At 50.4% G+C, this 25,051-nt stretch carries 21 protein-coding genes; 5 read left to right on the top strand and 16 right to left on the bottom strand.

The features are described from left to right. Nucleotides 1-140: 140 nt before the first annotated feature. Complete coding sequence (locus tag ACMHXE_RS15110) at nucleotides 141-2,585, bottom strand: Ig-like domain-containing protein (RefSeq protein WP_234555245.1); 2,445 nt, start codon at nucleotides 2,583-2,585, stop codon at nucleotides 141-143. 220 nt (nucleotides 2,586-2,805) lie between these two features. On the opposite strand from ACMHXE_RS15110, the gene ACMHXE_RS15115 reads away from it, so the two are divergent. Next, a complete protein-coding gene (locus tag ACMHXE_RS15115; protein WP_101057278.1) occupies nucleotides 2,806-4,158 on the top strand; it encodes a dicarboxylate/amino acid:cation symporter in 1,353 nt (450 codons plus the stop codon). Between the two features lie 110 nt (nucleotides 4,159-4,268). On the opposite strand, the gene ACMHXE_RS15120 is transcribed toward ACMHXE_RS15115, so the two are convergent. The 5 genes from ACMHXE_RS15120 to htpG form a co-directional block, all read right to left on the bottom strand. Continuing rightward, a complete protein-coding gene (locus tag ACMHXE_RS15120; protein WP_101057280.1) occupies nucleotides 4,269-5,573 on the bottom strand; it encodes an inosine/guanosine kinase in 1,305 nt (434 codons plus the stop codon). A gap of 149 nt (nucleotides 5,574-5,722) precedes the next feature. Then, nucleotides 5,723-6,727: a ferrochelatase gene (gene hemH, locus ACMHXE_RS15125; RefSeq protein ID WP_165565303.1), complete on the bottom strand. Its 1,005-nt coding sequence runs from the start codon at nucleotides 6,725-6,727 to the stop codon at nucleotides 5,723-5,725. A gap of 112 nt (nucleotides 6,728-6,839) precedes the next feature. Beyond that, nucleotides 6,840-7,484 carry an adenylate kinase gene (gene adk, locus ACMHXE_RS15130; RefSeq protein WP_101057284.1) on the bottom strand — a complete coding sequence of 215 codons (645 nt, stop codon included), beginning with the start codon at nucleotides 7,482-7,484 and terminating at the stop codon, nucleotides 6,840-6,842. Between the two features lie 188 nt (nucleotides 7,485-7,672). Beyond that, nucleotides 7,673-8,518, bottom strand: coding sequence for a tetratricopeptide repeat protein (locus tag ACMHXE_RS15135; protein WP_101057286.1), 846 nt, complete (start codon nucleotides 8,516-8,518; stop codon nucleotides 7,673-7,675). A 70-nt stretch (nucleotides 8,519-8,588) separates the two neighbouring features. Further along, entirely contained in the window at nucleotides 8,589-10,502 is a 1,914-nt protein-coding gene (htpG, locus tag ACMHXE_RS15140) for a molecular chaperone HtpG (RefSeq protein WP_101057289.1), read from the bottom strand. 243 nt (nucleotides 10,503-10,745) lie between these two features. Between htpG and ACMHXE_RS15145 the strand changes: the two genes are divergently transcribed. Further along, nucleotides 10,746-11,207 (top strand): carboxymuconolactone decarboxylase family protein, encoded by a 462-nt coding sequence (locus tag ACMHXE_RS15145; RefSeq protein WP_165565305.1) that lies wholly within the window; start codon nucleotides 10,746-10,748, stop codon nucleotides 11,205-11,207. Between the two features lie 12 nt (nucleotides 11,208-11,219). Continuing rightward, a complete protein-coding gene (locus ACMHXE_RS15150) occupies nucleotides 11,220-11,990 on the top strand; it encodes an AraC family transcriptional regulator (RefSeq protein WP_286995656.1) in 771 nt (256 codons plus the stop codon). A 51-nt stretch (nucleotides 11,991-12,041) separates the two neighbouring features. On the opposite strand, the gene recR is transcribed toward ACMHXE_RS15150, so the two are convergent. The 9 genes from recR to ACMHXE_RS15195 form a co-directional block, all read right to left on the bottom strand. Further along, nucleotides 12,042-12,641 carry a recombination mediator RecR gene (gene recR / locus ACMHXE_RS15155; RefSeq protein WP_039033855.1) on the bottom strand — a complete coding sequence of 200 codons (600 nt, stop codon included), beginning with the start codon at nucleotides 12,639-12,641 and terminating at the stop codon, nucleotides 12,042-12,044. A 13-nt stretch (nucleotides 12,642-12,654) separates the two neighbouring features. Further along, nucleotides 12,655-12,984, bottom strand: a complete 330-nt coding sequence (locus ACMHXE_RS15160; RefSeq protein ID WP_025011505.1) for a YbaB/EbfC family nucleoid-associated protein — start codon at nucleotides 12,982-12,984, stop codon at nucleotides 12,655-12,657. A gap of 130 nt (nucleotides 12,985-13,114) precedes the next feature. Then, nucleotides 13,115-16,078 carry a DNA polymerase III subunit gamma/tau gene (dnaX, locus tag ACMHXE_RS15165; RefSeq protein WP_339086471.1) on the bottom strand — a complete coding sequence of 988 codons (2,964 nt, stop codon included), beginning with the start codon at nucleotides 16,076-16,078 and terminating at the stop codon, nucleotides 13,115-13,117. A 121-nt stretch (nucleotides 16,079-16,199) separates the two neighbouring features. Continuing rightward, nucleotides 16,200-16,751, bottom strand: a complete 552-nt coding sequence (gene apt, locus ACMHXE_RS15170) for an adenine phosphoribosyltransferase (RefSeq protein ID WP_039033853.1) — start codon at nucleotides 16,749-16,751, stop codon at nucleotides 16,200-16,202. Between the two features lie 95 nt (nucleotides 16,752-16,846). Continuing rightward, a complete protein-coding gene (locus ACMHXE_RS15175) occupies nucleotides 16,847-17,242 on the bottom strand; it encodes a response regulator (RefSeq protein ID WP_101057297.1) in 396 nt (131 codons plus the stop codon). A gap of 87 nt (nucleotides 17,243-17,329) precedes the next feature. Further along, nucleotides 17,330-17,704 (bottom strand): YbaN family protein, encoded by a 375-nt coding sequence (locus tag ACMHXE_RS15180; RefSeq protein ID WP_101057299.1) that lies wholly within the window; start codon nucleotides 17,702-17,704, stop codon nucleotides 17,330-17,332. A 511-nt stretch (nucleotides 17,705-18,215) separates the two neighbouring features. Then, the gene (locus tag ACMHXE_RS15185) at nucleotides 18,216-18,998 is read right to left on the bottom strand and encodes a DUF2063 domain-containing protein (protein WP_413732715.1); all 783 of its coding nucleotides are present in this window, start codon (nucleotides 18,996-18,998) and stop codon (nucleotides 18,216-18,218) included. Continuing rightward, nucleotides 18,998-19,834 (bottom strand): DUF692 domain-containing protein, encoded by an 837-nt coding sequence (locus tag ACMHXE_RS15190; RefSeq protein WP_286995650.1) that lies wholly within the window; start codon nucleotides 19,832-19,834, stop codon nucleotides 18,998-19,000. The genes ACMHXE_RS15185 and ACMHXE_RS15190 overlap by 1 nt, the downstream gene beginning before the upstream one ends. Nucleotides 19,835-19,892: 58 nt before the next feature. Continuing rightward, nucleotides 19,893-20,315, bottom strand: coding sequence for a hypothetical protein (locus ACMHXE_RS15195; RefSeq protein WP_101057307.1), 423 nt, complete (start codon nucleotides 20,313-20,315; stop codon nucleotides 19,893-19,895). 292 nt (nucleotides 20,316-20,607) lie between these two features. On the opposite strand from ACMHXE_RS15195, the gene dusC reads away from it, so the two are divergent. Further along, complete coding sequence (dusC, locus tag ACMHXE_RS15200) at nucleotides 20,608-21,561, top strand: tRNA dihydrouridine(16) synthase DusC (RefSeq protein WP_101057311.1); 954 nt, start codon at nucleotides 20,608-20,610, stop codon at nucleotides 21,559-21,561. Nucleotides 21,562-21,687: 126 nt separating this feature from the next. Continuing rightward, nucleotides 21,688-22,029 (top strand): TraR/DksA C4-type zinc finger protein, encoded by a 342-nt coding sequence (locus tag ACMHXE_RS15205; protein ID WP_101057309.1) that lies wholly within the window; start codon nucleotides 21,688-21,690, stop codon nucleotides 22,027-22,029. Nucleotides 22,030-22,159: 130 nt separating this feature from the next. Here the strand turns inward: ACMHXE_RS15205 and ACMHXE_RS15210 are convergent, their stop codons facing one another. Beyond that, nucleotides 22,160-24,811 carry a TonB-dependent receptor gene (locus ACMHXE_RS15210; RefSeq protein ID WP_413732717.1) on the bottom strand — a complete coding sequence of 884 codons (2,652 nt, stop codon included), beginning with the start codon at nucleotides 24,809-24,811 and terminating at the stop codon, nucleotides 22,160-22,162. Nucleotides 24,812-25,051: the final 240 nt, after the last annotated feature.

The following is a 25,051-nucleotide window of genomic DNA, read 5'->3' on the forward strand; positions in this document are numbered from 1 at the left end:
AGATTAAAACCGAGATATTAAAATTGAGACCCCATAACTCTTGGTAGATTGCAGGCCGGAGATCCTCGATGAATTCAAAAAAAAGTGCCTGATGTTTCCATCAGGCACTTGAGTCTCTTGTCAGAGAGTTATCTATTCAGTTAATGAATAACCACGGGAATACTGGGCAAGATGGTGGAAACTCCGTTAGGGGTGGTGATTTCAATCAACAGACTACCTGCATCGGCTTGGTCGGCACCTTTCACCATCACACTATACTCCAATGCGCTATTTTGATTGGTTGAGAGTACAGTAAAGTTCCCCTTACTTGCCAAACTACCTGCTGAGGTGCTGAAAGTGATACTCGTCCCGGATGGCAAGGGTTGATTATGGAGATCCCCGACAATAATTGATACTGCGCCAACGGATTTACCTATGATATCCAAGGTCTGGTTGTCATTGAGGCCGTCACAAACATCCACTTGGTTCTTATCATCAGTACAGCTATCCGTAATTTCAGGAGTTGAAGCAACCGGGTCACTACCCGACATCACCAATACAATAGAAGCCCTGACATTGAGCGACTTGTCGGTTGCTGAACACCCTTCGTGAGGATTATTGCTGTCATCAAGCCGGCAAAGACTACCGTTATAAACGCCATCCGACTCATCAAAGCTACCACTATTATTAAAGTCCACAAAAGTCTCTAACTCTCCACCGGTTAGCGATCTGTCATACATATAATCTTCATTATGGTCGACGAAGGCTTCCGATAAATCAAAGGAACGACCGGAGACATCAAGTTTATTCTCGAAGTCGTCCCATTCATCAAGGTCAAATCGTCCATTACCATTGAGATCCGGGAACGACTCTTCTCCAATTGCCGTAGCAAGAATGGTTACCCGGCCGCCATAGGGTTGACCAAGGTTATCCAGGGACGGTTGATCTCCGCCCCCAAGGGTGTTGCCTGTAGGACGAGGGTTTTGGCTGGTCCAGGTCACGGTACAAGCACCGGCTGTTGTTGTACATGAAGACTCAATGACGCCACCCTCTGTGGTAAAGCTAACTGCAGTGCCATCCGGAACCGGGTTGTTGAAAGCATCTGCCAACCTGGCAGTCACTTTGACTTCAACGCCATCATAATTCCAACCTTCCGGGTTATAGTTATCAGCAGAAAGAGAGAAGGAGTCCTGATCCGGAAGGCCGGTCGAAATCACCAGTTGACTGGACTGGGACGAAATCAATGGCAAGCTGCCATCCACTTCAGCGGTTACCCTGACTGAAGTCGATACGGTTCCTGAGTTAATAACAGTTTGGGCTATCCCTTGTGCATTGGTCGTCGCAAACACAGGATCTATCTCTATATCACCAACGTCTGTATTGAGGGAAAAGTTAACTCTTTGATTACTTACAGGATTATTGTTTTTATCCAGCACTTTAAATCTAACAGTTGACGATTCCGCACCGCCCGTGCCTTTCAAACGGATAGTTTGCGGAGTCGCATCCATGAAAAAGATACTGCCCACGCTCGCCGGTAACACATTGACCACGGCTTTGGCCGTCAGTGATTTGCCTCCGACATTAGCACTGATATTGATAGTATCATCACCGACACAGCCTTTGGCGAGATAAGTGCTGGTAGCGACACCATTAACTGCAATGACAGGTGAACTGATTTCCGCTTCCAAAGGCGTTTTACCGGCACAGACTGAAGTAAACTTAACTTCAGCAGGTTCGACAAAAGGATTACCGTTATCATCCTGCAATGTCACACTGACACTCGCTGTACCACCAGCAGAGACAACGGCTGGTGCCACAGCTGCCACCCCATCCTGAAATGGCGAGCCACTGCCCATAAACACATTGGTTGCACCGACTTTAAATACCAGGGATGTCTCTTCACCGGACAGTAAAGTCGCGGTTGCAATCCCGGCTCCAGGCTGAGTACCGGCCAAGATCTGAACATAGGCCTTACCATTATCTGTGGCCGCCGTATCTATGGGGATTTCGCCCCTGTCACTGGTAAACTTGACAATGGTCTGTTTGGAAATCCCGGTGACATTGGCCACCAAATAGCCCGGCGTTAATGAGGTGATCGCTTCCAAAGGAGTTGTACTGTCAGGATCAGCAACAAGCACCAAGGATATCTGAGCTCCCCCGGTATCGGCGCCACCATCACCTTTGGTATTGAATGAGACTTGAGCTTCAGCACCATCGCCACTGCCAGGAATATACCGGGCTGTTACAGTCCCCGAACCCAACTTATCGCCGGGCAAGAGATCTATTCGCACCACACCTTGTGCATCCGAAACCCCACTGTCGGAAGCCAATACACCTTGACCTTCAACGGAGAAGACAATTCTTCCGCCCTGGAATGGCACTGCGTTTTTGCTCAACGTCGCAACCAGCTTTCCCGGTACGGCATTGGAGACTTCCGATAAAGGCTCACCATCGGCATCGGTTAACTTGAGACTGATGGTATAAGTATCTGTAGGCAGAGTCGGCGTTGTGCCATCTCCACCGTCGGAAATACTGCCACCACCACCACAGGCAAATAAAAGAAAACTACATAATAGAGTGAAGCAAAACTTAAACGCTGACTTCATTGTCAGACTCCCCGTTACTCAATAAATGCAAATGATCTACTTATGTATTACTTATAGAGCAACATTGTATAATTTTCATTAAACATTTCCACAACATGTGAGCGTTATTTGTAATTAACAGCCTCAATATTTAACCAGCATACCATTTCCTCAAGAGAGCTTTCTTGCTAGGCTTTAGTGCGCCAAATTACAAAAGTACAAGAATTAAACAGGAAAATTTATGGCATTCACTCCAACCAAGAAAATGGGCCTGACCGGCAAGATCCTTATTGGCATGGCAGCCGGTATCATTGTCGGTCTTCTTTTGAGATCTTTTTTCCCCGCTGGTGAGTTGGATTCACCGCAAGTCCAGCAAGATCCCTATTTCATCTTTGTGCAGGATTACATCACCGAAGGCTTTCTCAATGTCGTCGGTACTATCTTCATTTCCAGCTTGAAAATGCTGGTAGTGCCCTTGGTCTTTATCTCTCTGGTGTGCGGTACCAGCTCACTCAGTGATCCCTCAAAACTGGGGCGTTTGGGTGGCAAAACTATCGCCTTCTATCTTTTCACCACTGCCATAGCTCTAACACTGTCAATTATGGCTGCAGTGATGATCCATCCCGGCCACAGTAGCATGTCTACTGCAGGTAACAGCTTTGAAGCCAAAGATGCTCCCAGCTTGGCAGAAGTATTGATTAACATAGTACCAACCAACCCGATGCAGGCGATGAGCGAAGGCAATATGCTGCAGATCATTATCTTTGCAGTGATCTTTGGTTTTGCCATCTCTCATGTGGGAGACAAGGGCAAGCGGGTTGCAGCGCTGTTTGAGGACCTCAATGAGGTGATCATGAAGGTGGTGACCCTAATCATGCATCTAGCGCCTTACGGGGTGTTTGCCCTTATGGGTAAACTGGCACTAACACTCGGCGTAGAAACTTTCGGTAGTGTGGTCGCTTACTTCTTTGTGGTACTGGGCGTACTGCTGGTGCATGCCTTTATTACCTATCCGGTACTGCTCAATCTGCTTTCAGGACTCAACCCTTTCACCTTTATTCGCAAAATGCGCGATGTGCAGCTGTTTGCCTTCAGTACCGCCAGTTCCAACGCTACTCTTCCGGTCACTATCGAGACGGCCGAGCATCGCCTGGGCGTCGATAATAAGATAGCCTCGTTCACCTTACCCTTGGGCGCGACCATCAACATGGATGGCACCGCCATCATGCAGGGTGTGGCAACGGTATTTATCGCTCAGGTTTACGGTATCGACCTGACAATTACCGACTATATCACTGTGGTTGTCACTGCCACCCTGGCCTCTATCGGCACGGCGGGCGTACCGGGCGTGGGCCTGGTGATGCTGGCAATGGTACTCAATCAGGTAGGCTTGCCGGTAGATGGTATAGCACTGATTATCGGCGTAGACAGATTGCTGGATATGGTACGCACCGCGGTGAACGTCACAGGCGATACTGTTGCAACCGTGGTGATAGCCAAGTCGGAAAATGAGTTCAATGAAGAAACCTTCAACGACCCTAAAGCCGGTAAAGCCAATGTCAACTTCCACAAGGAACACCATACTCCCATGTAAGGCTTAAGCCTGGTTCGCTGACAACGGAAATACAAAGAGGGCGCCCATTCGGACGCCCTCTTCTATTTTAACGGGTTTGATTTAACCCATTGAGATTAGCTGAGCCAAACTTAACGTTCCCAGTAGGCTTCTTCCAAGCTATCTTCCCGCTCGGGCAACCCTCTTGATAGGCGTGGGCTATGCTGCGCCAGCACTTCATAAGCGACCCGGTTGGCGTACTTACAGATTTGCGAGAATGAGGAGTAACACAAACCATCGCGCTTATGCTTGCTGGAGCCCGGCACGTTGGTCTTGTGGAAGGTATTGGCCGCCAAATCATGCAAGAGCGCAGACAGGGCACCATCACCGGCGCCATTGGTATTATGAATTTTCTCCGGCCCGCCCATATAAGGCGAAATATGGGCATACACCTTGATAGGTTTATCACAATCATTTTTCAATTTCGGGCGGGAGAACTCATAACGGTTAAATTCAGGAATAGCGCCGGGCAACAGAGTATGGGCCGTCTCGCGTTTCTCGGCGTCATCGGTATAGCCTGCAGTGTAAAGTCCCGAAGCACCCGCAGTGGTCAATACCATGTCGCACCATTCAAGTGCCGCTTCGCTGGCCAGTAAAGGATCGGCAAATCCGGTCAGCGCCTCACCTTCATCTTCATTCATCGCCAACACAGTCACATATTGGCGAATAAATTGCTGCCACCACTTGGGATCTTCGGCGATCAGGAAGCGGGTTCCCAAGGTCAGTACCACTGGTACTTCTGCTTCCTGGGCGTAGCGAATCGCCGTCAACGCCGCTTCACCTATCTGATCGCCATCACTGGCCCGCATCAGATAAGCGGTCAACACCAAAGCAGAACTGCCCTGAATCACTTCTTTATCGATAAACTCCGGACTTAACTTGTCCATTGAGCCCTTGCTGATGGCAAAAGTGCGCTCACCGTCATCGGAGATCAGGGTAAAACAGCGACCTATCGGGCCTTCAACCGGCTGTAAGTAGTTGAGATCCACCTTGGATGAAGTGTTGCACAAATAGCGATAGGCGTAGCTGCCTACTTCAATATGCTTGCTCATCACGCCAAAGAGCACAGATCTGTCATCGGCAAGAATTGAGTAGTTGTGAATGGTATTACCGATAGTGCCGCCGGCAAACTCATCGCTGACCAACTCACGGCTTTTAAGCTCCTGATACAGTTGATGGGCACTGGCATCATCAATCAGAGTCGAGTTGCCTTTGGGTAAGCCGTAACGCTGCAGCAGTTCATCTTCAACCTTGGCTTCAATATCCACCAAAGTCTGGTCTATACCTGAAATCCAGGTGCTGAAAGGTTGTGGCTGCTGAGTCAACTGCGCCAGCAAAGGATCACGGGTTTTGACCGGAAAATAGTGTTTGGATTTACGCTGACCGGGAAATTTCATATTGGGCTCTCATTTTCATCGTCCCTGAGTAGTGTACCGTTTGGGTACACTTTCCTGATAATGATCTTAAGTCAGGCTGACGGAGCTGCCAGCGACCACTTTAAATGGCGGCAGATTCTATCACAAATCCACCGCCACACCAGTGCACGCTAACGGGCTTGATACCAATTTTCAGAGTGAAACTTCACCAACTCGGCCAAAAAACACATATGAGCCGATTGTGCGTTGAGACAAGGAATAAATTGATAACGCTCACCACCGGCTTCAAGGAAGCTCTCGCGGCCTCCTTGGGCTATCTCTTCCAGGGTTTCCAGGCAGTCGGCGGCGAAGGCGGGACTCATGATATCGACCGAGGTAACCCCTTGTCCCGGCAAGGATTCAAGCAGCTCATCGGTATAGGGCGTTAACCAAGGCTCTTTGCCGAAACGAGATTGGAAACACAGCTGCCATTCGCCTTCACCCAGGCCAAGCTCGGCGGCCAGCAACTTGGCAGTGGTTTCACATTGACTGCGATAAGGATCCCCCTCCTTAATGTAACGCTCGGGCACCCCATGAAACGACATCAGCAGCCTTTGTCCCCGCCCTTCTTGCTGCCAATGGGTTCGGACACTGCCTGCCAGGGCCTGAATATAACCAGGCTTGTCGTGGTAATCACGCACAAATCTCAGCTCAGGCAGATTACGTTCCCGTTTCAGTGCCGCAGCAACACCATCAAACACACTGGCCACAGTGGAGCAGGAGTATTGAGGATAGAGAGGCAACACCAACACCTTGTCAACGCCGGCATCTTTCAATGCTGCCAGGCCATCACTCAAGGAAGGGCTGCCATAGCTCATTCCCAGCTCAACAGGAATATGACAGCCAATTTGCTCCCGAAGCAAATCAGCCAGAGCTTGCCTCTGCTGCTTACTGACCACCATTAAAGGCGAGCCTTCCGCCTGCCAGATAGATTGATACAACTTGGCGACTTTCGCCGGGCGGGTATTGAGAATAATACCTTGTAACAGGGGTTGCCACAGCCAGGGAGACAGATCCACCACCCGTTGATCGCTGAGGAACTGCTTCAAAAAAGTACGTACTGCCGCTTTGGTTGGCGCAGCGGGAGTACCCAGGTTAACCAAAAGCACACCGAATGGAGAACGGGGATCCTGCACTGTATTATTCCTGTTTCAAGAGAGGTGGCGCCAAGTTAACATCGCTAAAACCATAAAAAAAGCCCGCAGTTGCGGGCTTTTTTCGATTATGAGAACCGGTTCTGATAATTAATCAGCCCAGCGCCTTCACAATGGCTTCGCTGACGGAAGCAACACTTTGGGTACCGTCGAATTTACTGTACTTGGTATCACCCTTGGCAGCCATGGCGCCATAGTAATCCACCAGCGGCATGGTCTGTTCGTGGTAGATGCCAAGGCGCTTGCGTACTGTGCTCTCTTCATCATCCGGACGGATAACCAGCTCTTCACCAGTAACATCATCCTTGCCTTCTTCTTTAGGCGGATTGAAGACCACATGGTAAACCCGGCCGGAACCAGGATGCACCCGGCGACCGCTCATACGTTTAACGATTTCTTCGTCCGGCACATCAATCTCAATCACGTGATCAACATGGATACCGTTGGCCACCATGGCATCAGCCTGTGGAATAGTGCGTGGGAAACCATCCAGCAGGAATCCCTTGGCGCAGTCGTCCTGAGTAATGCGCTCTTTAACCAGACCTATGATCAGCTCATCTGAAACCAATTGTCCGGCATCCATCACCTTCTTGGCTTCCTGTCCCAAAGGCGTACCGGCCTTGACGGCTGCACGCAGCATATCGCCGGTTGAGATCTGTGGAATGCCATACTTTTCCATGATGAACTGAGCCTGGGTACCTTTACCGGCACCAGGGGCGCCCAATAGGATAATGCGCATATCAAGAGTCCTCTTTTCGCATTGATATTCTTGTTAGGGCGGCGATCTTCGCACATCTGACCGCCCATGAGAAGGCCTTTGGCTTCGACTTTAGCCACAGAAACGCCAAAAAAACCTCACAACTCCGACCTGTTAAAAGCGGTAAAAAACCGCTCAGACAGAGGCTTGGCCTGCCAAGCTTAACTCTATCAGTAGAGTAAACTATAAAGCTTGCGACGATAGCTGCTCGCCAGTGTATTCCCCTGACCAAGGGCTGAAAGTATCGTCAGAAACTGCTGTTTCAACTCACCATTGCCGGCGTTGAGATCTTGCTGCAATTGAGCAAACAGCAGCTCCAGTGCCTCTTCATCCCGGTGCGCCTGATGCAATGCCGTTGCCAGCTTGCCAAGTATACTCAGATCCCCCGGGGTGGCTTCGAGCGCCTGTTGCAAAGAACGGATTTCCGGCGTATCGGCCGCCTCTTCCGCCAACTTGAGTTTAGCCTGCAAACTGGCGTAATAAGCATCCTGATCTTCAAGCTTGATGCCGGCAAGCAAGCTTTTGGCAGCGGCAATATCACCGCTTAACAGGCATGCATCAGCATAGGGCAAGGCCACCTCGGCGCCATTGTGCTCGCCATAGGCCTCCTTCAGCAATACCAGAGCTGCAGCGGCATTGCCTCCGGCGAGTAATTCTCTGGCATCAGCAAGTTTCAGCTCCCAGGCGGCAGGCAGATGTTTATCCAGCATGGTCTGTATTTGCGACTCGTCCTGCACCCCGGCAAAGCCATCAACCGGCTGGCCCTGGCTGAGCAGCAAAGTGGTCGGCAGGCTCTGGATTTGGAAATAGGAGGCGATTTCCATTTCGGTTTCGCAGTTGACGGCCGCCAGCAGCAGTTGTCCCTGATAACGGTTTGCCAATGTTTCCATGGTGCCGAGCAGCCCCAGACTCTCCGGGCTCTGCTGGGCCCAAAAGACCAACGCGACCAACTGTTGTTTCGAGGCTTCCACCACCTGTTGAATATTGTCGCGGGTCAGTTCGATACGTGTTTCCATAGCAATCCTTGTTGGATGGTCGGGCTAAGCCCGAGTAAAAAAGGGCCATAAAGGCCCTTTTTTGATTGGCTTACTTAAGGTTGGCAAGCAACATCTGGTTCATCAAGCGGATAAACTCAGATGGATCGGCCAGGCTGCCCTTTTCTGACAGCATTGCCTGTTGCAACAACAGGTTACTCCAGTCAGTAAAGCGGCTTTCATCTGTCTCTTCATTGAGCCTTGCCACCAGCGGGTGCGTCGGGTTCAGCTCAAACGTCGGTTTGACTTCCGGCACCTGTTGACCGGCTGCCTGCATCAACTTGATCATCTGGCTCGACATCTCGCCTTCACCGGCCACCACACAGGCAGGAGTGTCGGTCAAACGCGTGGTCACCCGCACATCCTTCACCTTATCACCCAGCGCTTCTTTGATACGCTTGAGCAAAGACTCGGATTCGGCCGCCAGTTTTTCCTGTTCGGCCTTTTCATTCTCATCTTCCAGCTCACCAAGATCCAACTCGCCGCGGGTCACAGAGTGCAGCGCCTTTTCCTTGTACTCGGTCAGATGGTTAATGAGCCACTCGTCGATACGGTCAGACATCAACAGCACTTCGATGCCCTTCTTGCGCAGCAGTTCCAGATGCGGGCTGTGGGCCGCCGCCTCATAGCTGTCGGCAACAATATAGTAAATCTTGCTCTGACCTTCTTTCATCCGGCCTATGTAATCGTCCAGCGATACGGTTTGCGCCGCAGTGTCATTGTGGGTCGAGGCAAAACGCAACAAGCCGGCCACACGCTCGCGGTTGCTCCAATCTTCTGCCGGGCCCTCTTTCAGTACCTGGCCAAATTCGGCCCAGAACTGCTGGTACTTATCGCTGTCGTCTTTTGCCAGTTTCTCCAGCATACCCAGCACCCGCTTGGTGATGGCTGTACGCATGGCTTGGGTCACCTTGTTGTCCTGCAGTATCTCACGGGAGACGTTCAGCGGCAGATCGTTGGAATCGACCAAACCTTTTACAAAACGCAGGTAAGAAGGCATAAACTGCTCGGCGTCATCCATAATAAATACACGCTGAACAAAGAGTTGCAGGCCCTGCTTGCGATCCCGGTTCCAAAGGTCCCAAGGCGCCTTGGAAGGAATGTACAGCAAGCTGGTGTATTCCTGCTTACCTTCGACCCGGTTGTGACTCCACAGCAGAGGATCGCTGAAGTCATGGGAGATATGCTTGTAAAACTCCTGATATTCCTCATCGGAAATCTCAGACTTGTTGCGGGTCCAAAGCGCGGTGGCCTTGTTCATCACTTGCCATTGACCTTCGGTCGCCGGAATTTTTTCGCCATCCGGGCCTTCGGACTCGGGCGAACCTTCCTGCCACATCTCTACCGGAATGGAGATATGATCTGAGTACTTGGTGATGATAGAGCGCAAACGCCAGTCATCGGCAAACTCTTTTTCCTCTTCACGCAGATGCAGAATAATCTCGGTCCCGCGGCTCTCTTTGACTATGTCTTCAACGGTAAAGTCGCCTTCACCGGCAGACTGCCATTGCACGCCTTCATCGGCCTTGTGACCGGCAGCGCGGGTTCTCACCGTTACCTTATCGGCCACAATAAAGGCCGAGTAGAAACCCACGCCGAACTGACCGATCAGCTGCGAGTCTTTGGCGGCATCGCCGGAGAGGTTTTTGAAGAATTCTGACGTGCCAGACTTGGCAATGGTACCCAGGTGTTCGATAACACCGTCACGGGTCATACCTATACCATTGTCTTCAATGGTAATAGTGCCCTTTTCCTTATCGGTACTGATACGTACCCTGAGCTCACCATCACCCTCATAAAGCGCATCGTTGGTAAGTGCCAGATAACGCAGTTTGTCGGCGGCATCGGCGGCATTGGATACCAATTCACGCAAGAAAATCTCTTTGTTGGAGTACAAAGAGTGGATCATCAAATGCAAAAGTTGTTTGACTTCAGTTTGAAAACCATGAGTTTCTTGATGTGACATGAATAGCTTCCCTTGTTTATCGCAATAGGTTAAACCAACTTGAGTTGCTTAACTAAATGGGGATGCGATTTTCAAATTCAAGGGCGGGATGACACAGACTGATAACAGCCGCAGAAAAAATAGCCCGTAGAGCGCTATGAAAATAGCCCAGCGCCGATTGTCGGTTTCTATCTATGTCGAAAATATTCAATCTTTGTCCGCTTTGCCCGGCTATCGTCTGGGAACCCCCTCTCAGGAGATATCATGATGAAACGACTCAACTATGTAAATACAGCGCCACAAGCCTTGGAACTTCTATACCAACAAGAGCGTTACTTCCACCACCAATTCAGCTCATCGAAGACCATGTCTATAACCATCTGGGAACTGGTCAAACTCAGAGTCTCACAAATTAATCAATGCGCCTTTTGTATTGACATGCACAGTAAAGACGCGCTGAAGTATGGCGAGAAAGCCGAACGAATTTTTGGTCTCAATGCCTGGCGGGACATGCCTATTTACAGCACTGCAGAAGGTATTGCCCTCGCTTGGGCCGAGCATCTGACCGCAGGCTTGAGCGTCAGCGATGAAGAGTACCAAAAGGTGCTGGATTGTTTCGGCCCTCAGGCGATGACAGATTTGACCATAGCCATCAATGCCATCAATAGTTGGAACCGTATCGTTAAAGTATTTAAACCCGAGGTCGGCAATTACCAGCCCAAGTGATTCAGGTTGAGTATGGACTTAAAGCTATTTTCCCCCAAAGGCAATATCGCAGCTGATATTCAAGCTATATGGTCTGTTCGCGTATCAACAGGGCATAGGGAGCCAATTGTTCGATTACTGCTGGGCGACGCCGGCAGCGGTATCCTATTCAATTTTGGCCCTGAGGTGTTTTTTGATGGGATATGGCATCCTCCAGGGATCATTTTGTTGCCTATTAGTCAGACTTCCCAAAACATCATCATGCCGCCGGGGACCCAAATGGCAGGCATCCGCTTTCATCCAGCTATGGGCTATCAATGCCTGGGAAAACGCTTCGACAGCCCTGTCCGCAGTGAGCAGGAAACGGATATCCATACCCTTCTTAACCCACTATATTTGCAGCTCCATACCTGCAGCGTTCACTATACCCGCATCCGCACCATATATCAGTTTTCTCGGCAACATATCGTCAGCCGTAGTGAAAGGCATCAAAGGGTTAAGGAAGTCCTCCGGTATACACACCACAAGCATGCCAAAGAAACCACATTGGGATTACGTCAAATAGAACGCCACTTCCAAAGCTGGATGGGTATGACCCCTAAGTATTATCAACGCGTTATTCGGGTCAAGGAGGCACTGGAACAACTCCAGCTGGCACCGTCAACATCACTGGCCGAACTGGCAGCCGACTTTGGCTTCGCCGATCAGGCACATATGACCCGGGAATTTCGCACCTTGGCCAATATCACCCCGAAACATTACGCCCGCCGCTACTTATCCCACGCTACGCAGACCAAAAAATAGCCCCGCATAAGCGGGGCCGGTATCTTCACAGAAGGCTCATTAAATCAAACGTCAGAGCGGCAATCGTCCATTAAACGACAATGCCAGAGTGGTACTGTCGACATATTCCAGCTCACCACCTACCGGAACCCCATGAGCGATTCGGCTCACCTTGACTTGGTAACGATGGGCGATATCGGCAATAAAATGCGCCGTAGCATCGCCTTCCACCGTCGGGTTAGTGGCCAGGATAAGCTCAGCAATCTCGCCTTTGGCCAGATGCTCTTCCAGCAGCGCCAGCCCCAACTCCTCGGGTCCGACACCATCAAGCGGCGATAGATGCCCCAGCAACACAAAATAACGGCCACTGAAATGCCCCCCGGCTTCGATAGCCAACACATCGGCCGGCGTTTCAACCACGCAGATGGTATCGGCGTTGCCGCGCCGAGGACTGGCGCAGATGGGACAAAGCGTTTCCTCGGTGAAGGTACGGCACGACTGACAATGTCCCACCTCTTTCATGGCTCGCTCCAACGCTTCAGCCAACTTAAGCCCGGCTTTACGCTCGCGCTCAAGCAGTTGAAACGCCATCCGCTGTGCCGATTTAGGGCCAACACCGGGCAGACAGCGCAGCGACTGGATCAATTCATCAACCAGAGGGCTGAATTTCATCTGTTATTCCGACTCAGAATGGCATCTTCATGCCAGGAGGCAGTTGCATGCCACCTGTCACTTCGGCCATTTTGGACTTTTGGTTCTCTTCAACACGGCGAGCCGCATCGTTGCAGGCCGCGGCGATCAGATCTTCCAGCATCTCTTTGTCGTCTTCCAGCAGGCTGGGATCTATCTCGACTTTGCGAACATTGTGGCTGCCGGTCATGGTGACTTTCACCAAGCCTGCGCCTGACTCACCTGTGACTTCCATGCGGGCGATCTCTTCCTGCATTTTGGCCATTTTTTCTTGCATCATCTGGGCTTGCTTCATCAGGTTGCCCATACCGCCTTTTCCAAACATAGCTTTATCTCTTCAATTCAAGTTGTGAGTAACAGGTCAAAGTTGGCTAATCTTACTGAAATAAACCCGCTTGGCAATCCAAGAGTCGCTTTGAGTGGCAATCTTATGAAGCGGGTAACATCCACCGGGCCTAGGGCGCCTTGTCTGCAATCAAATTAGCCCTTTGACTGAGCAGCTCAGGGGGATAGCCGAGAGTATCCTGATCCAGTTCGGCCCCCATATGACTGACAAGCCATTGAATATTTTCATCATTCATCAATGAAGCATGAGCCCCGCTCAGGAGCTCCTGATGAAAACGATGACGAATTTCCAACGGCGTTTCCCTTTGGTCATCTACTCCTACGACAATCTCTGTGCGGCAAGGTTTCCCAAACAATTTGGAAAGCGCCTCTTCGAGCTGTTTGATGGCCGAATCTGCCGCCAAGTGCTTCTGATCCGGCTTAAGCAGCAAGGGCAGCGGTTCAGCTATCCGCTCACAGACTGAGTTCACCGCCAGTTGCCTTACCCGGCCGCCAATCTCCAGCGCCGACATCAATTTATACCAATAAAGATCCTGTGGATGGCCGCTGGGTAGAGCATGGGCAAAAGCATCCGCGGCCCCTGGGTGAGGTGCTAAGCCCGGCTCAGGTGCGGGCCGAACTTCGGCGTTTGCCATTATGTTTTGGCTTGGCGGTTGCCCAATCGCTTTTGCAGATTCTTGTACCGGCTCATCTATCGCCTGTGGTGCAGCTTCCTGTGCTGTCTGCGGCGCGGTATTTTGTGGTTGTGGCTTAGGTTCAGGCTTAGGTTCAAGCAAAAACTCAGGCACAGACTCTGGTTCGGCTTTTGGGAAAGCCGCATTTTGAAGCGTTTCACTGTCTTCCACCGCCTCGCGACCCGCTGCAACCGTACCCTCTGGGGCATCTTCCCATGGCGGGCTGTCTTCCTTGAGCGCCGCAACATGACTAGGGCCAGATCCAAAAGCCATTTCCCCGGCGACAGGAGTTTGCGTTTCTGCTCGGGAGGCCTCAGGACTATTGAACCGCTCAGGGCTTTTGCTCAGCTCAGAGCTTTTGCTCAGCTCAGGGCTGTTTCCTGGCTCTGCCAACGCTTCAGACTGACTGGCAGCTGCCCCATCGGACTCAGGTGCTGCGGCCGCGCTGCGGCGCTCCAGCAAAGGCTTTTTTTCTTCACCGTCCTTGGGGCTGGCCGCCTCTATATCACTGAGCAGCAAATCCCGGGTGGCAAGTACCTGATCGAGCAGATCATCAGCCAAGATGTCATCGCTGCCAGATTCTATGTTGGCATCGGCAGGCACAGATGACTCGCTCGATGGCTTATTTGATAGCGATACCTCGGAAGTACTATTGTCAGCAGCGGATGGCATTTGGCCGTCCATCGACATCTGCTGCTGATAAAAATCCAGGCTACTCTCCTGCCCTTCACCTTGTTGTGAATAGCCCATGGCAGCGTAAAAATCATCCTGGGACTGCTGCTCATCGCTAACAACCGAGGTTTCAGCTTGTGAAACAGGCTTGTGAGGCTGAGCTGCAGCCGTTTGCTCTACAGGCAGAGACTCGGTTACTTTAACTGACTCAACTGCCGCATTTGCTTCAGCCACACTTGTTTTTGACGCATTCATCTGTGAAGGGGAAGCTTGCAAAGGCACTGAGGCCTTATTCCGAAACCCCATGCTACCGGCTTGGGATAACAGCAGCGCTTGTTCGGCTAATAAGGCCTGTTCATCTGCATCTTCGCCTTCACCGGCAGCCATCTGCGCGCCACCACTGCTCGCCTGCGTCTCAGCCGCCGAGCTTACCTGTGTTGGCATCTTGGCAGCTTGTATCTTTTCAGCTTGCGCTTCGACAGCCTGACTTATAACAGATTGAGCAGAGACGGCTTGAGGCTTTATCTCATCGACGTTACTGCTTGCCACTTCTTGATTCGGCGCCCTTGCAACTGCAGCTGCACTATGGCTGTTATCCAAGGCAGATAGATCGGCGACTTCGCCCCTTTGCCAGCGCTTGGGCGGCGTTTCCGGCACAAAGGCAACGGCTCTGAGTAACGCCATCTCCAATCCTGACTTGGGATCCGGTGCATAAGGCAGCTCCTTGCGACCACTGAGCAGCAACTGGTAATAGAGCTGCACCTGCTCGGGCGCCAAGTTTTCACCGTAGTGGTTAATTCTGGGGCCGAACAGCGACAGATTGGCCGCCGCCGGTGCAAACTGGCTCAGGGTTATCTGATGCAAGAGCTCCAGCAGGCTGCGCAGCACTTCGGCAGCATCGGCGCCAAATGCCAGCACCTTGGCCACCTCCTGCATCATTTTGGCGATATCACCTGTGAGGAGCGCATCAAACAGCGCCAGCACCTGGCGCTCATCTATGGCGCCGAGCATGGTTTGTACCTGCTCCAGCATCACTTGCCCAGCCCCAAAGGCGATGGCCTGATCTGTCAAACTCAGGGCATCACGCATACTGCCATTGGCGGCTCGCGCCAGAAGCGTCAGTGCAGAGGTTTCAAACTTGAGGCCTTCGCTTTGCAAAATATGCTGCAGCTGACCGGCCATCTCGGTCTGATCCAGGCTCTTTAGGTTAAATTGCAGGCAGCGGGACAGTACAGTCACCGGCAGCTTTTGCGGATCTGTAGTGGCCAGCAGGAATTTGACGTGCTCAGGGGGTTCTTCCAGAGTCTTGAGCAGCGCATTGAAACTGCTGCGGGACAGCATGTGCACTTCGTCTATCAGGTAAACCTTGAAACGCCCCCGGGTCGGGCGATACTGAACATTATCCAGCAGTTCGCGGGTATCATCTACCTTGGTACGGGAAGCGGCATCGACTTCGATAAGGTCGACAAATCGCCCCTGGGCAATTTCCTGACAGGCGCTGCATTGACCACATGGCTTAGCGGTGATCCCGGTTTCACAGTTGAGCCCTTTGGCGAACAGGCGCGCCAAACTGGTCTTGCCGACGCCGCGGGTACCGGTAAATAAGTAGGCATGGTGCAGTCGTTGCTGACTCAGGGCATTGGTCAATGCATGCAAGACATGAGATTGGCCGACTACCTGATCAAAACTGGCAGGTCGCCATTTTCTGGCTAGTACCTGATAGGACATGAAACTCCCCAAAATCCATAAAAATATCTTTGCGGGAGCAAGCTCCGCGGATCGTAAAACAATAACATGAGGTATAACTTCATGCTACCGAGATGACCCGCAAAGCGGCAGGGCTGAGCTTTTATTCGCCTTCAAACTCGCACAGTTTGACTAACTCAAGCCCATGTTCGGTCAGACGTTGTTCACCACCCAGATCAGGCAGAGAAATGATAAACGCAGCATGTTTGGCCTCGCCGCCCAAACGACGGATAAGCTTAACCGTAGCTTCAATGGTGCCGCCGGTTGCCAGCAGGTCGTCGATAACCAATACCTTGTCACCCGGTACTATGGCATCAACATGCATTTCCAAGGTGTCGTGACCATATTCCAACTCATAGCTTTCGGCTATGGTTTCTCTTGGCAATTTGCCGGGCTTACGCACAGGAACAAAGCCCAATCCCAGTTCCAACGCCAGCGGAGCGCCAAAGAGAAAACCTCGGGCTTCGGTACCGACAACCTTGGTAAAACCATGATCTTTATAATGATCCACTAGTAAGCGAATACTTAACTGGTAGGCGACCGGGTCTTCGAGCAAACTGGTCACATCACGGAACAGGATCCCGGCTTTTGGATAATCCGGAATGGTTTTAATGCTTTGCTTAATCAGGCTTAAGCTGTCGGAGTTCATTGCCATAGTCTCAATACTTCGTTTCCAGACACTGGGCCCGGCTCTTTACAACAAAAAAGTCCACACTGAGGTGGACTGCATTTCAAAAATCCGGCTAAAGCTTAAGCCGCTTTAATCCGCCATGCAACAATCTCTGTCGATAAGTGATCCAGGAGTTGTTGCTTTGTGTCACAGTTCAATGGTTTTCTCCAAAAGCCGTTAACCTGCGACATATCCATACTGGCAGCGACTTCCTCCCGAGTGTGAGTACTTAACACCACTACAGGCAGGTTGGCATAACCGTCTAGTTGTCTGAGTAACGGGATGAAGTGCGGCCCGTCAAGCAAAGGCATGAAAAATCCACTGATCACTGCATCGAAGCTTTGCCGTTCAGCACAAGCTAACCCCTGCATACCGTTGGCCGCCAGCGTACAGCGCCAACCTTGACTCTGGAACAATTCCGCCAAAGCCTGTTGGCTGATGTTATTATCATCAACAAGCAAAATATTGAAACTCATTAAAATTCCCTGGTGGTTTCAAGGCGCGCCAAGGCTACCCCAACTGAATGACAAAAGCACGACGAGCCGACATTTTTGTCTACAGGATCACTCACTGTCTTCCAGTTCAGGAATTTGCCACAGGAACAACAACAGACTAATACAACATACAGCCAGCAAGAGTTTCACCCACCAAAGCGGTACCAAGGCAATACTGAGGGCAAAACTGGCACCACTGATCAAAAAGGCTTTTCGCTTTAATCCCTTACGCATCGCTTTACGGGAATGCCAATCGGCAAGAGGCTGGGCAAACCAAGGATGGCTGTGCAGCCAATCGTGTAGCTTTTCGCTGGAGCGAGCAAAACAAAAAGCGGCCAACAAAATAAAGGGAACTGTCGGCAACACAGGTAAGACGATGCCAAGCAATCCCATGCCCAGGCTTAGGATACCGAAAATTAAAAAGAAGCCTCTTTTGATAACCATCCAATTTCCTCTGGAAAACCGGCCGCCCATAAGGAAGTGCTTCTTGCAAAGGACTAGGGCCATTTGCTACGAACCACGCCTTGCATCCAGGCCCGTAAGCCAACGCAGAGCACACATGGGACTTGTTCGCACCTTTCCTAAACAAAAGCCACCGCTGAGGGTGGCTATTGTAGCAAAAATGGTATTTTGTTGCTTCAGATCAATCCCGCGTGTTTCAGCCAAGATAGGCTGGCCGGCAATGTAGGTAACAGCATTACCAGAACAAAACCAAGAAAATACAAAATATTGAATGGGTCTTTAAACGGCTGACTCATGACAGCTCCTCTACTTCCAGGGCTAGTGTGGGAGTGACCTTGGTCACAAAACCCGGCCATTCTAGCCCTTTATCACGCCGATAAAAACCATGTTTTTTCAATGGGATTAGCCAATCCCTTGTATTAAGGTCGCTTTCAGGCATCAATGTCAGCGAAAGTGTCAGCCAAAGGCAAATACAGCTAAAATACACTCATGCCTAACAAGACGTTGTGGCCGCAATAGCGGCTGCAGGCTGTTTACGAATAATACCCAGCGCCGCCAACTCAGCCAAAGTAGTGGCCGCGCCCTGACAAAGCTGCTGCTTTGAAAATGAAGGAAATGTCTCCGCCAGCCAAGCAAGTAACCGGCTAAAGCTCAGCGGCGTTTGCTGCAATTTGGCCAGCAGCTGCGCCGTCATCGGATTGAGCCTTAAAAAGCATACCTCCTCTTCCCGATCACGATAAACGCAGAAGAATACCGGCTTGGATGATACTGTATTTGGGCGAAAATCTGCGCTAATTCGGTCAACTTCGAACGGATATTGCGCCACTTTAGCGGTGGCGGCCAACTGCAGCTTTACTGCCAGTTGCTCCAGCGCCTGGTATTCGGCCGGCTCCAGCCAAGGCGCCGAACTGTCCAGAGCCACAGATACCTGCAGTTCCAAGAGTTCATAATGTGCCAATTCCAGCATAAAAGGCATGGCATCCAACCCACTTGCCTGCTCCCGGCACAGATAGTCGAGAAACTCGGCGGCAATGTCGAGAAACAGCGGGCTTTGACATTCATGACGGGCAAAAAAATCCTTTACCAACGCCAACCACTGCGCTTCAGTATGCAGCGACTTGAGAACCGGATAGGCATTGGAGACAAAGCCGTTGACATTGCTGAAAAACAGCTCGCGATATACCTGCATGTGTCGCTCGTCGGTGCCGGCCGGTAAAGGCATATCTTCCTGCCGCAAATAGGCCACAAAAGCCCGTTGTAATTGAGCCAAGGCCATTAAGCTCTCCTTTCTTGTGCAAAAACATCCAAAGCCTGCCCTTGTAGCGAGCCTATCTGCCTCAACTCCTGGCACAAGACCCGGGTTTCAGGGATATTAAAATCCCGCTCCAGCAAGGTGGGATGTACCCCGTGCAATCGATAACACTCTGCCAGCAGTTGCCAGACAGGATTGATAATATCGGCGCCATGAGTATCGATAATCAGATCTTCATCCTGCTGATAATGACCCGCGATATGCAGGTAAGCGATACGCTCACTGGGCATAGCCGCTAGAAAAGCCTTGGGATCATAACCGTGATTAACCGAATTGACATAGATGTTATTGACATCAAGTAGCAGACGACAATCAGCCTCTTCCAGCACGGCGCAGACAAACTCTTGCTCTGTCATCTCGGCGCCAGGCGCAGCATAAAAGGACACGTTCTCCAGAATAAGTGGCCGCTCCAGAATCGCTTCAACCTGTTTAACCCTGGCACTGACATGCCGCACTGCTTCGTAGGTAAAAGGGATTGGCATAAGATCGTACATATGCCCAGCGGCGGAGCAATAACTTAAGTGCTCTGAATAAACATCTATCTGATGCAAATCGAGGAAACGCTTAATCTCCTTGATAAACACCAGGTCCAGCGGATCCGGGCTACCGATGGAAAGACTGAGCCCATGGCAATAAAATGAATGCCTTTCGGTCAATTGTCGAAACTGCTTGCCAAACTTACCGCCAAGACGCATCCAGTTTTCCGGTGCCACTTCAAAGAAGTCGGCCTCTTTAGGAGCTGCCTGACAAAACTCAGCCAACATCTCCCGCCTAAGCCCCAAACCGACACTGTTATTCATAAATAATTACCGCCTTGTGGTTTCAGACAGGGCGCAAAGCGCCCTGCACTATTCAACTTCAGTGGTTGCTACCGCACTTACCTTCTTTGACTTTGTTGGCTTCTGCCTTGGCTTTATTCTCTTCAGCTTTGGCTTTTCCTTCCGCTGAGTGCATCATACCTTCACCGCACTTGCCTTCACCGCACTTGCCCTCGGCGGCCTTATTCACTCCCTCTCCACACTTGCCCTCGGCAGCCTTATTCATCCCTTCACCACATTTACCTTCGCCGCACTTGCCCTCACGGCTTTTTTGCTCGGCTTCTTTGGCTTTCTTATCGCCACATTTACCTTCGCCGCACTTGCCTTCATTACCAACCAATTGATAACCGGCTTCCATAGTCTGAAACCCGAACGGGTTGGCATTTGCTTCTGCCGCGACGGCGCTACCGGCGATAACCATACCCAAAGCGGCTGCTACTGTACTTGTCTTGACTGTCTTCATTGTCTTTCCTGCCTTTGCTCATAGAGTTGTTACGAGTGACCGACCTCAATTGCCGGCTTGCAATATCAGACCCGGGGACAGCAGAATCTATTTCACTTTTTCAACCACGGATCACAGTTTTTATCCAAAACCCCATGTAGGGAACCATGAGTAAAATAGCAAATGCAGATAAGATCAAGCTGTTAACAGTTACATATCTAGAATAAGCCTGTGCCTTTTAAGCTGTCGATTGGTGCCGGATGGGATTTAAGGTAGAATGCGCCACTTTCTATTTCAGCCAGGCCTTAAACACGTGCGTATTATTCTCGCCCCTATGGAGGGGGTTGTTGACAATCTGATGCGGGAACTGCTCTCTGCAATTAATCCTTATGATCTGATGGTCACAGAGTTTGTACGTGTGGTGGATCAACTTTTGCCTGAAAAAGTCTTCTATCGTCTCTGCCCCGAGCTGCTGCAAGGCGGCATGACCCTCAGCGGTACGCCGGTCAGGGTACAACTTTTGGGGCAGGAACCAGATTGGATGGCCGAAAACGCCTTACGGGCTATAGAACTCGGCTCCCAAGGGGTAGACGCCAACTTTGGTTGCCCGGCCAAGATGGTTAACCGCAGCAAGGGCGGCGCCGTATTGCTGCAGTATCCGGAGCAAATCCACAAGATAGTCAAAGCCATGCGTCAAGCAGTTCCTGAACCGCATGCGGTGACCGCTAAAATTCGCCTGGGGTTTGAAGACAAGAGCCTGTTTATGGAAAACGCACAGGCGATTTATGAAGCCGGTGCCACTGAGTTGGCCGTCCATGCCCGCAGTAAAAAAGACGGTTATCGTCCACCGGCCTATTGGGAATATATCACTGAGATCCGTAAAAAAATGGCCATTCCCGTGATCGCCAACGGCGAGATTTGGAACCGGGAAGATGCCCTGCGCTGCATGGAAGTAACGGGTTGCGACAGTATCATGGTGGGCCGCGGTGCCATCTCTTTACCCAATTTGGCGGATCACATCAAAAACAATGCCAAGCAATATAGCTGGCAGCAAACCCTGGCGCTGTTGATGAGTTATAGCCAAAAAGAACTCAGCGGTCGCAAAAGTTGCTATTACCCGGCGCGAATAAAACAGTGGTTCAGCTACCTCAATCGCCAATACCCTCAGGCCGATGCCCTGTTCAGAGAGCTCAGGGTACACAAGCAAACCGACGACATAGTGACCACGCTCAGTCAGGCTTATCGCGAAATAGATGACAAGATCTGAGCAATTCTGACAAATTAACGCCTTAACGACAGAAAATGTCACCCAGATTTGATCTTCATCATAGTGACATTGACCCGGCTGTTTAGACTAAATGACCGTAGACTCAATCTTTACAGGCTATTATCAGTGAGCAGCTCCCATATCAGACAAGCATTGTCGGCGTTAGAAATCGATCTCAGGAAAGAGATAATGGTGCTCGGACCCCACTGGGATCCCCAGATGTCACTCAGTGATCTGATTGAAACCATGACTCAAGCCGATCTTTGCAAACACCCCCTCTACCACAGACTGTTGCGATTGGATGCCGCGTTGTGCCAACTGGATTTAGGACTTTATGGTCTTTGCGCAGACTGTGAAGCAGAAATCGAGTCACATCGACTCGTGAAAGATCCGACCGAGCAGCGCTGTGAACGTTGCCATGAGCAATATAAACATGAACACAGACAAGAGTTGCGCTTGAATCACTAGTCAGTTACAGCAGTAAAGGCAACCCCAGAGGTTGCTTTTTTGTTTGAGGTTATATTTTGACGTTTAAGAACTGATAAAAAAGCCCCGTCAAAATGACGGGGCTAAGCCGTAAGGGAGGATCGGCGTTTTATCAGAACTTCTGATTAATGGTCACAAACCAAGTGCGGCCCAGTACGTCGTACAAACCTGTGTTGACATCACGATAACCATCGTAGCTATACCAAGTTGGCGCTTCTTCATCGAACAGGTTATTTACACCCAAAGTGACAGAACCATTCCAGTTATGAGCATAAGTTAGCTGAACGTTATGCTTGAAGTAGCTGGACACATCAATCAAGTCATCATTCTTATAGATATCAGCTCCTGAATCCTGACTGCCTATGTAATAGGTAGTCCAAGCAGCACTCCAGTTATCACGGGTCCAGTTAACCGATGCACTGCCACGCCACTGTGGAAGATCCTGTAGACCGGCTTCATCGAAGAAGTCAGACTCAGCATCGGCCTTGGTCTTGTAATCCAACACATGAGTCATTTCCAGCTTCAGACGGAAATCACCGAAATCAGTTTCCTGGTTGTAGCTGGTGACAAAGTCAAAGCCGGAAGTTTCCAGGGCACTCAGGTTACGATACTGGCTGTGAATGGTCTCAATCTTGCCATCACTGCCACGAACTATGTATTGAGAACCACCATTGGCAATTTCTTCACGGATCAAATCGTCAACATCGACCACTTCAATCTTGTTGTCGTAGCTGATGTCATAATATGAAGTCTCAATACTCCAATCGTCAGTCACGTTCCAGACAAAGCCCAGAGTCAGGGATTCACCTTCTTCTGCATCCAGGTTGGGGTTACCGCCGTAGAAAGTTTTATGCTGTTGGTTATTGGCACAATAGTTTTCATCTGAATTATCGGCACACCACAGAGAATCAAGCGCGTATTCAAAGCTCAATGCTTCACCGGCAAACATTTCGCCCATATTCGGGGCTCGGAAAGACTCACCCCAGCTGGCACGCAACAACAGGGAATCAACCGGACGCCAGCTGGCAGAAAGCTTAGGTACGACTGAATCAAAAGTAGAAGATACATGGCCAGAAGCTATGTTGCCCTCCTGCTCGTAACGCTCATAACGCAGCGCGGCTGACAAGTCGATATTGTACGGCAATGAAGATTGCAGCTCTACGTAGCCTGAGCTACGATCCCGGGTTGCATCAACATCATCACCACCTGAACCACCTGAGATAATACCGGCAGCTGATTGCGGATCACTCAGCTGTACGAACTCAATCATTTCATACTCGGCACCGACAACCGCGGCCAAAGTAACGCCATTGCCTTCATACAGCATGCCGGACAGCAAACCATCAAATTGGGTGCTGTTGAATTGTGCCTGATACACACCTGTGTGGGCCGCTTGACCATAAAGATCGGTCATCTGAGCATTCCAATCCTCATAGCTCATGCCTGTAGTATTGAAGATGTCGTACTCACCAGAATCAATCAGATCCTGAACGATATTATCGTTGATCAGGTTGTAGTTGAATGAGTCAGTGGTTGAGCGGGTATGCTGGGCATTGATTTCCCAGTCGATGCCATTGCCCACATCCCAATAACCCACCAAACCGGCCAAGAAGTCGATTGAGTTGGTTTCAGTGGTGGTATCCCGCGGACCAATCTGTGCCGATCTCATATAAAGAGTAAGATCTTTATCGATAGGGTTCAGCGGATTATCGGCGTCCATTACCGGCTGATTTGTTGAAACCGGAGTCCCCGCGTAACGGGTATTCGTTTCACTCAGGCTGGCAGAAGCGCGGCCACGGAATTGAATATCATCGGTCAGCTGATAATTGAAGTTTGACAGAATACTGTTGCGGTTCACATTACCAAACAGTTTGGTCACAGAGCCTGGATCATACAGGCAGCGTGAAGCGGCTTCCTGGGTTGCATCAGTCTGGTTGCAGGTATCGGCGTTATAGTAGAAGTCATATATCTCCTCTCCCTTCTCATTCAAGACTCCGGTATTGTAGTAACCGCTGGGTGAAGGGCTGTAAGAGCTGCCGTTATTCAAGAACCAGTCGGCACCGCCTTCGTCCCATATGTGGCGATCATAAACAGAAGTGGCATCATAATGCTCGAACGTCAGGGTGATATTGCCCTTATCTGTGCTAAAACCAGCGGCCACGGAAAAGCGTGAAGAATCACCGCCTTCCACATCCGGAGATTCGCCGGTGTAGTTCAGCTCAACACCTTCAAAGTCTTTCTTGGTAATAATGTTAATTACCCCGGCAACCGCATCTGAACCGTAAACAGCCGAGGCACCATCACGCAGTATCTCGATTCGCTCAACAATCGCCATGGGGATGCTGGAAGTATCGGCAACGGTTCCTGAGCTTGAGCTGGTACCCGGCATGCGACGACCATCAAGCAGAATAAGCGTTGCCTGAGACCCCAAGCCACGCAGGTTTACATCACTGGTGGCACTGGCTCCGGCACCATAACCGGACATACCCCGCCAGGAACCAAAACTGTTAATGCTGGAGTTATTCAATACATCGGCAACCGAAGTTTCCCCGGTAACCTTAAGATCGGCTGCAGTAATAACAGTCACAGGTGAAGCCGTTTCCATATCCACTTGCTTGATACGTGAACCTGTTACCTCGATCCGCTCAACTTTGCCTTCTTTTGCTTCCTCAGCAGTGGCATATCCGCTGAATGCAATTCCCGTAACTGCCGCAGCAAGTAAACCGCGACGAACTGCCTTTGCAGTTAAACTGATGGAACTCATACTTGTCTCCCTGATGTTTCTTTTGTGAGAAATATCTGATTATTTTTGTTTTAAAATTTGCAAGCATATTGCAATGCTTACGATGATATTCCACAAATAAAACAATTTGGTCAACATTAAAAACCACCAAAACAACTAGGCAACAACAAATTGATACAGATAATTACGCAGGCATTCAACAGCATTAAATTTAACCAATAAAAATCAGCAAGATAGCCACAAAAAGGCCAAGCCGAAACA

This window comes from Shewanella sp. BJSY2023SW007, from assembly GCF_047314525.1.
In the GTDB taxonomy this organism is placed as follows: domain Bacteria; phylum Pseudomonadota; class Gammaproteobacteria; order Enterobacterales; family Shewanellaceae; genus Shewanella; species Shewanella chilikensis.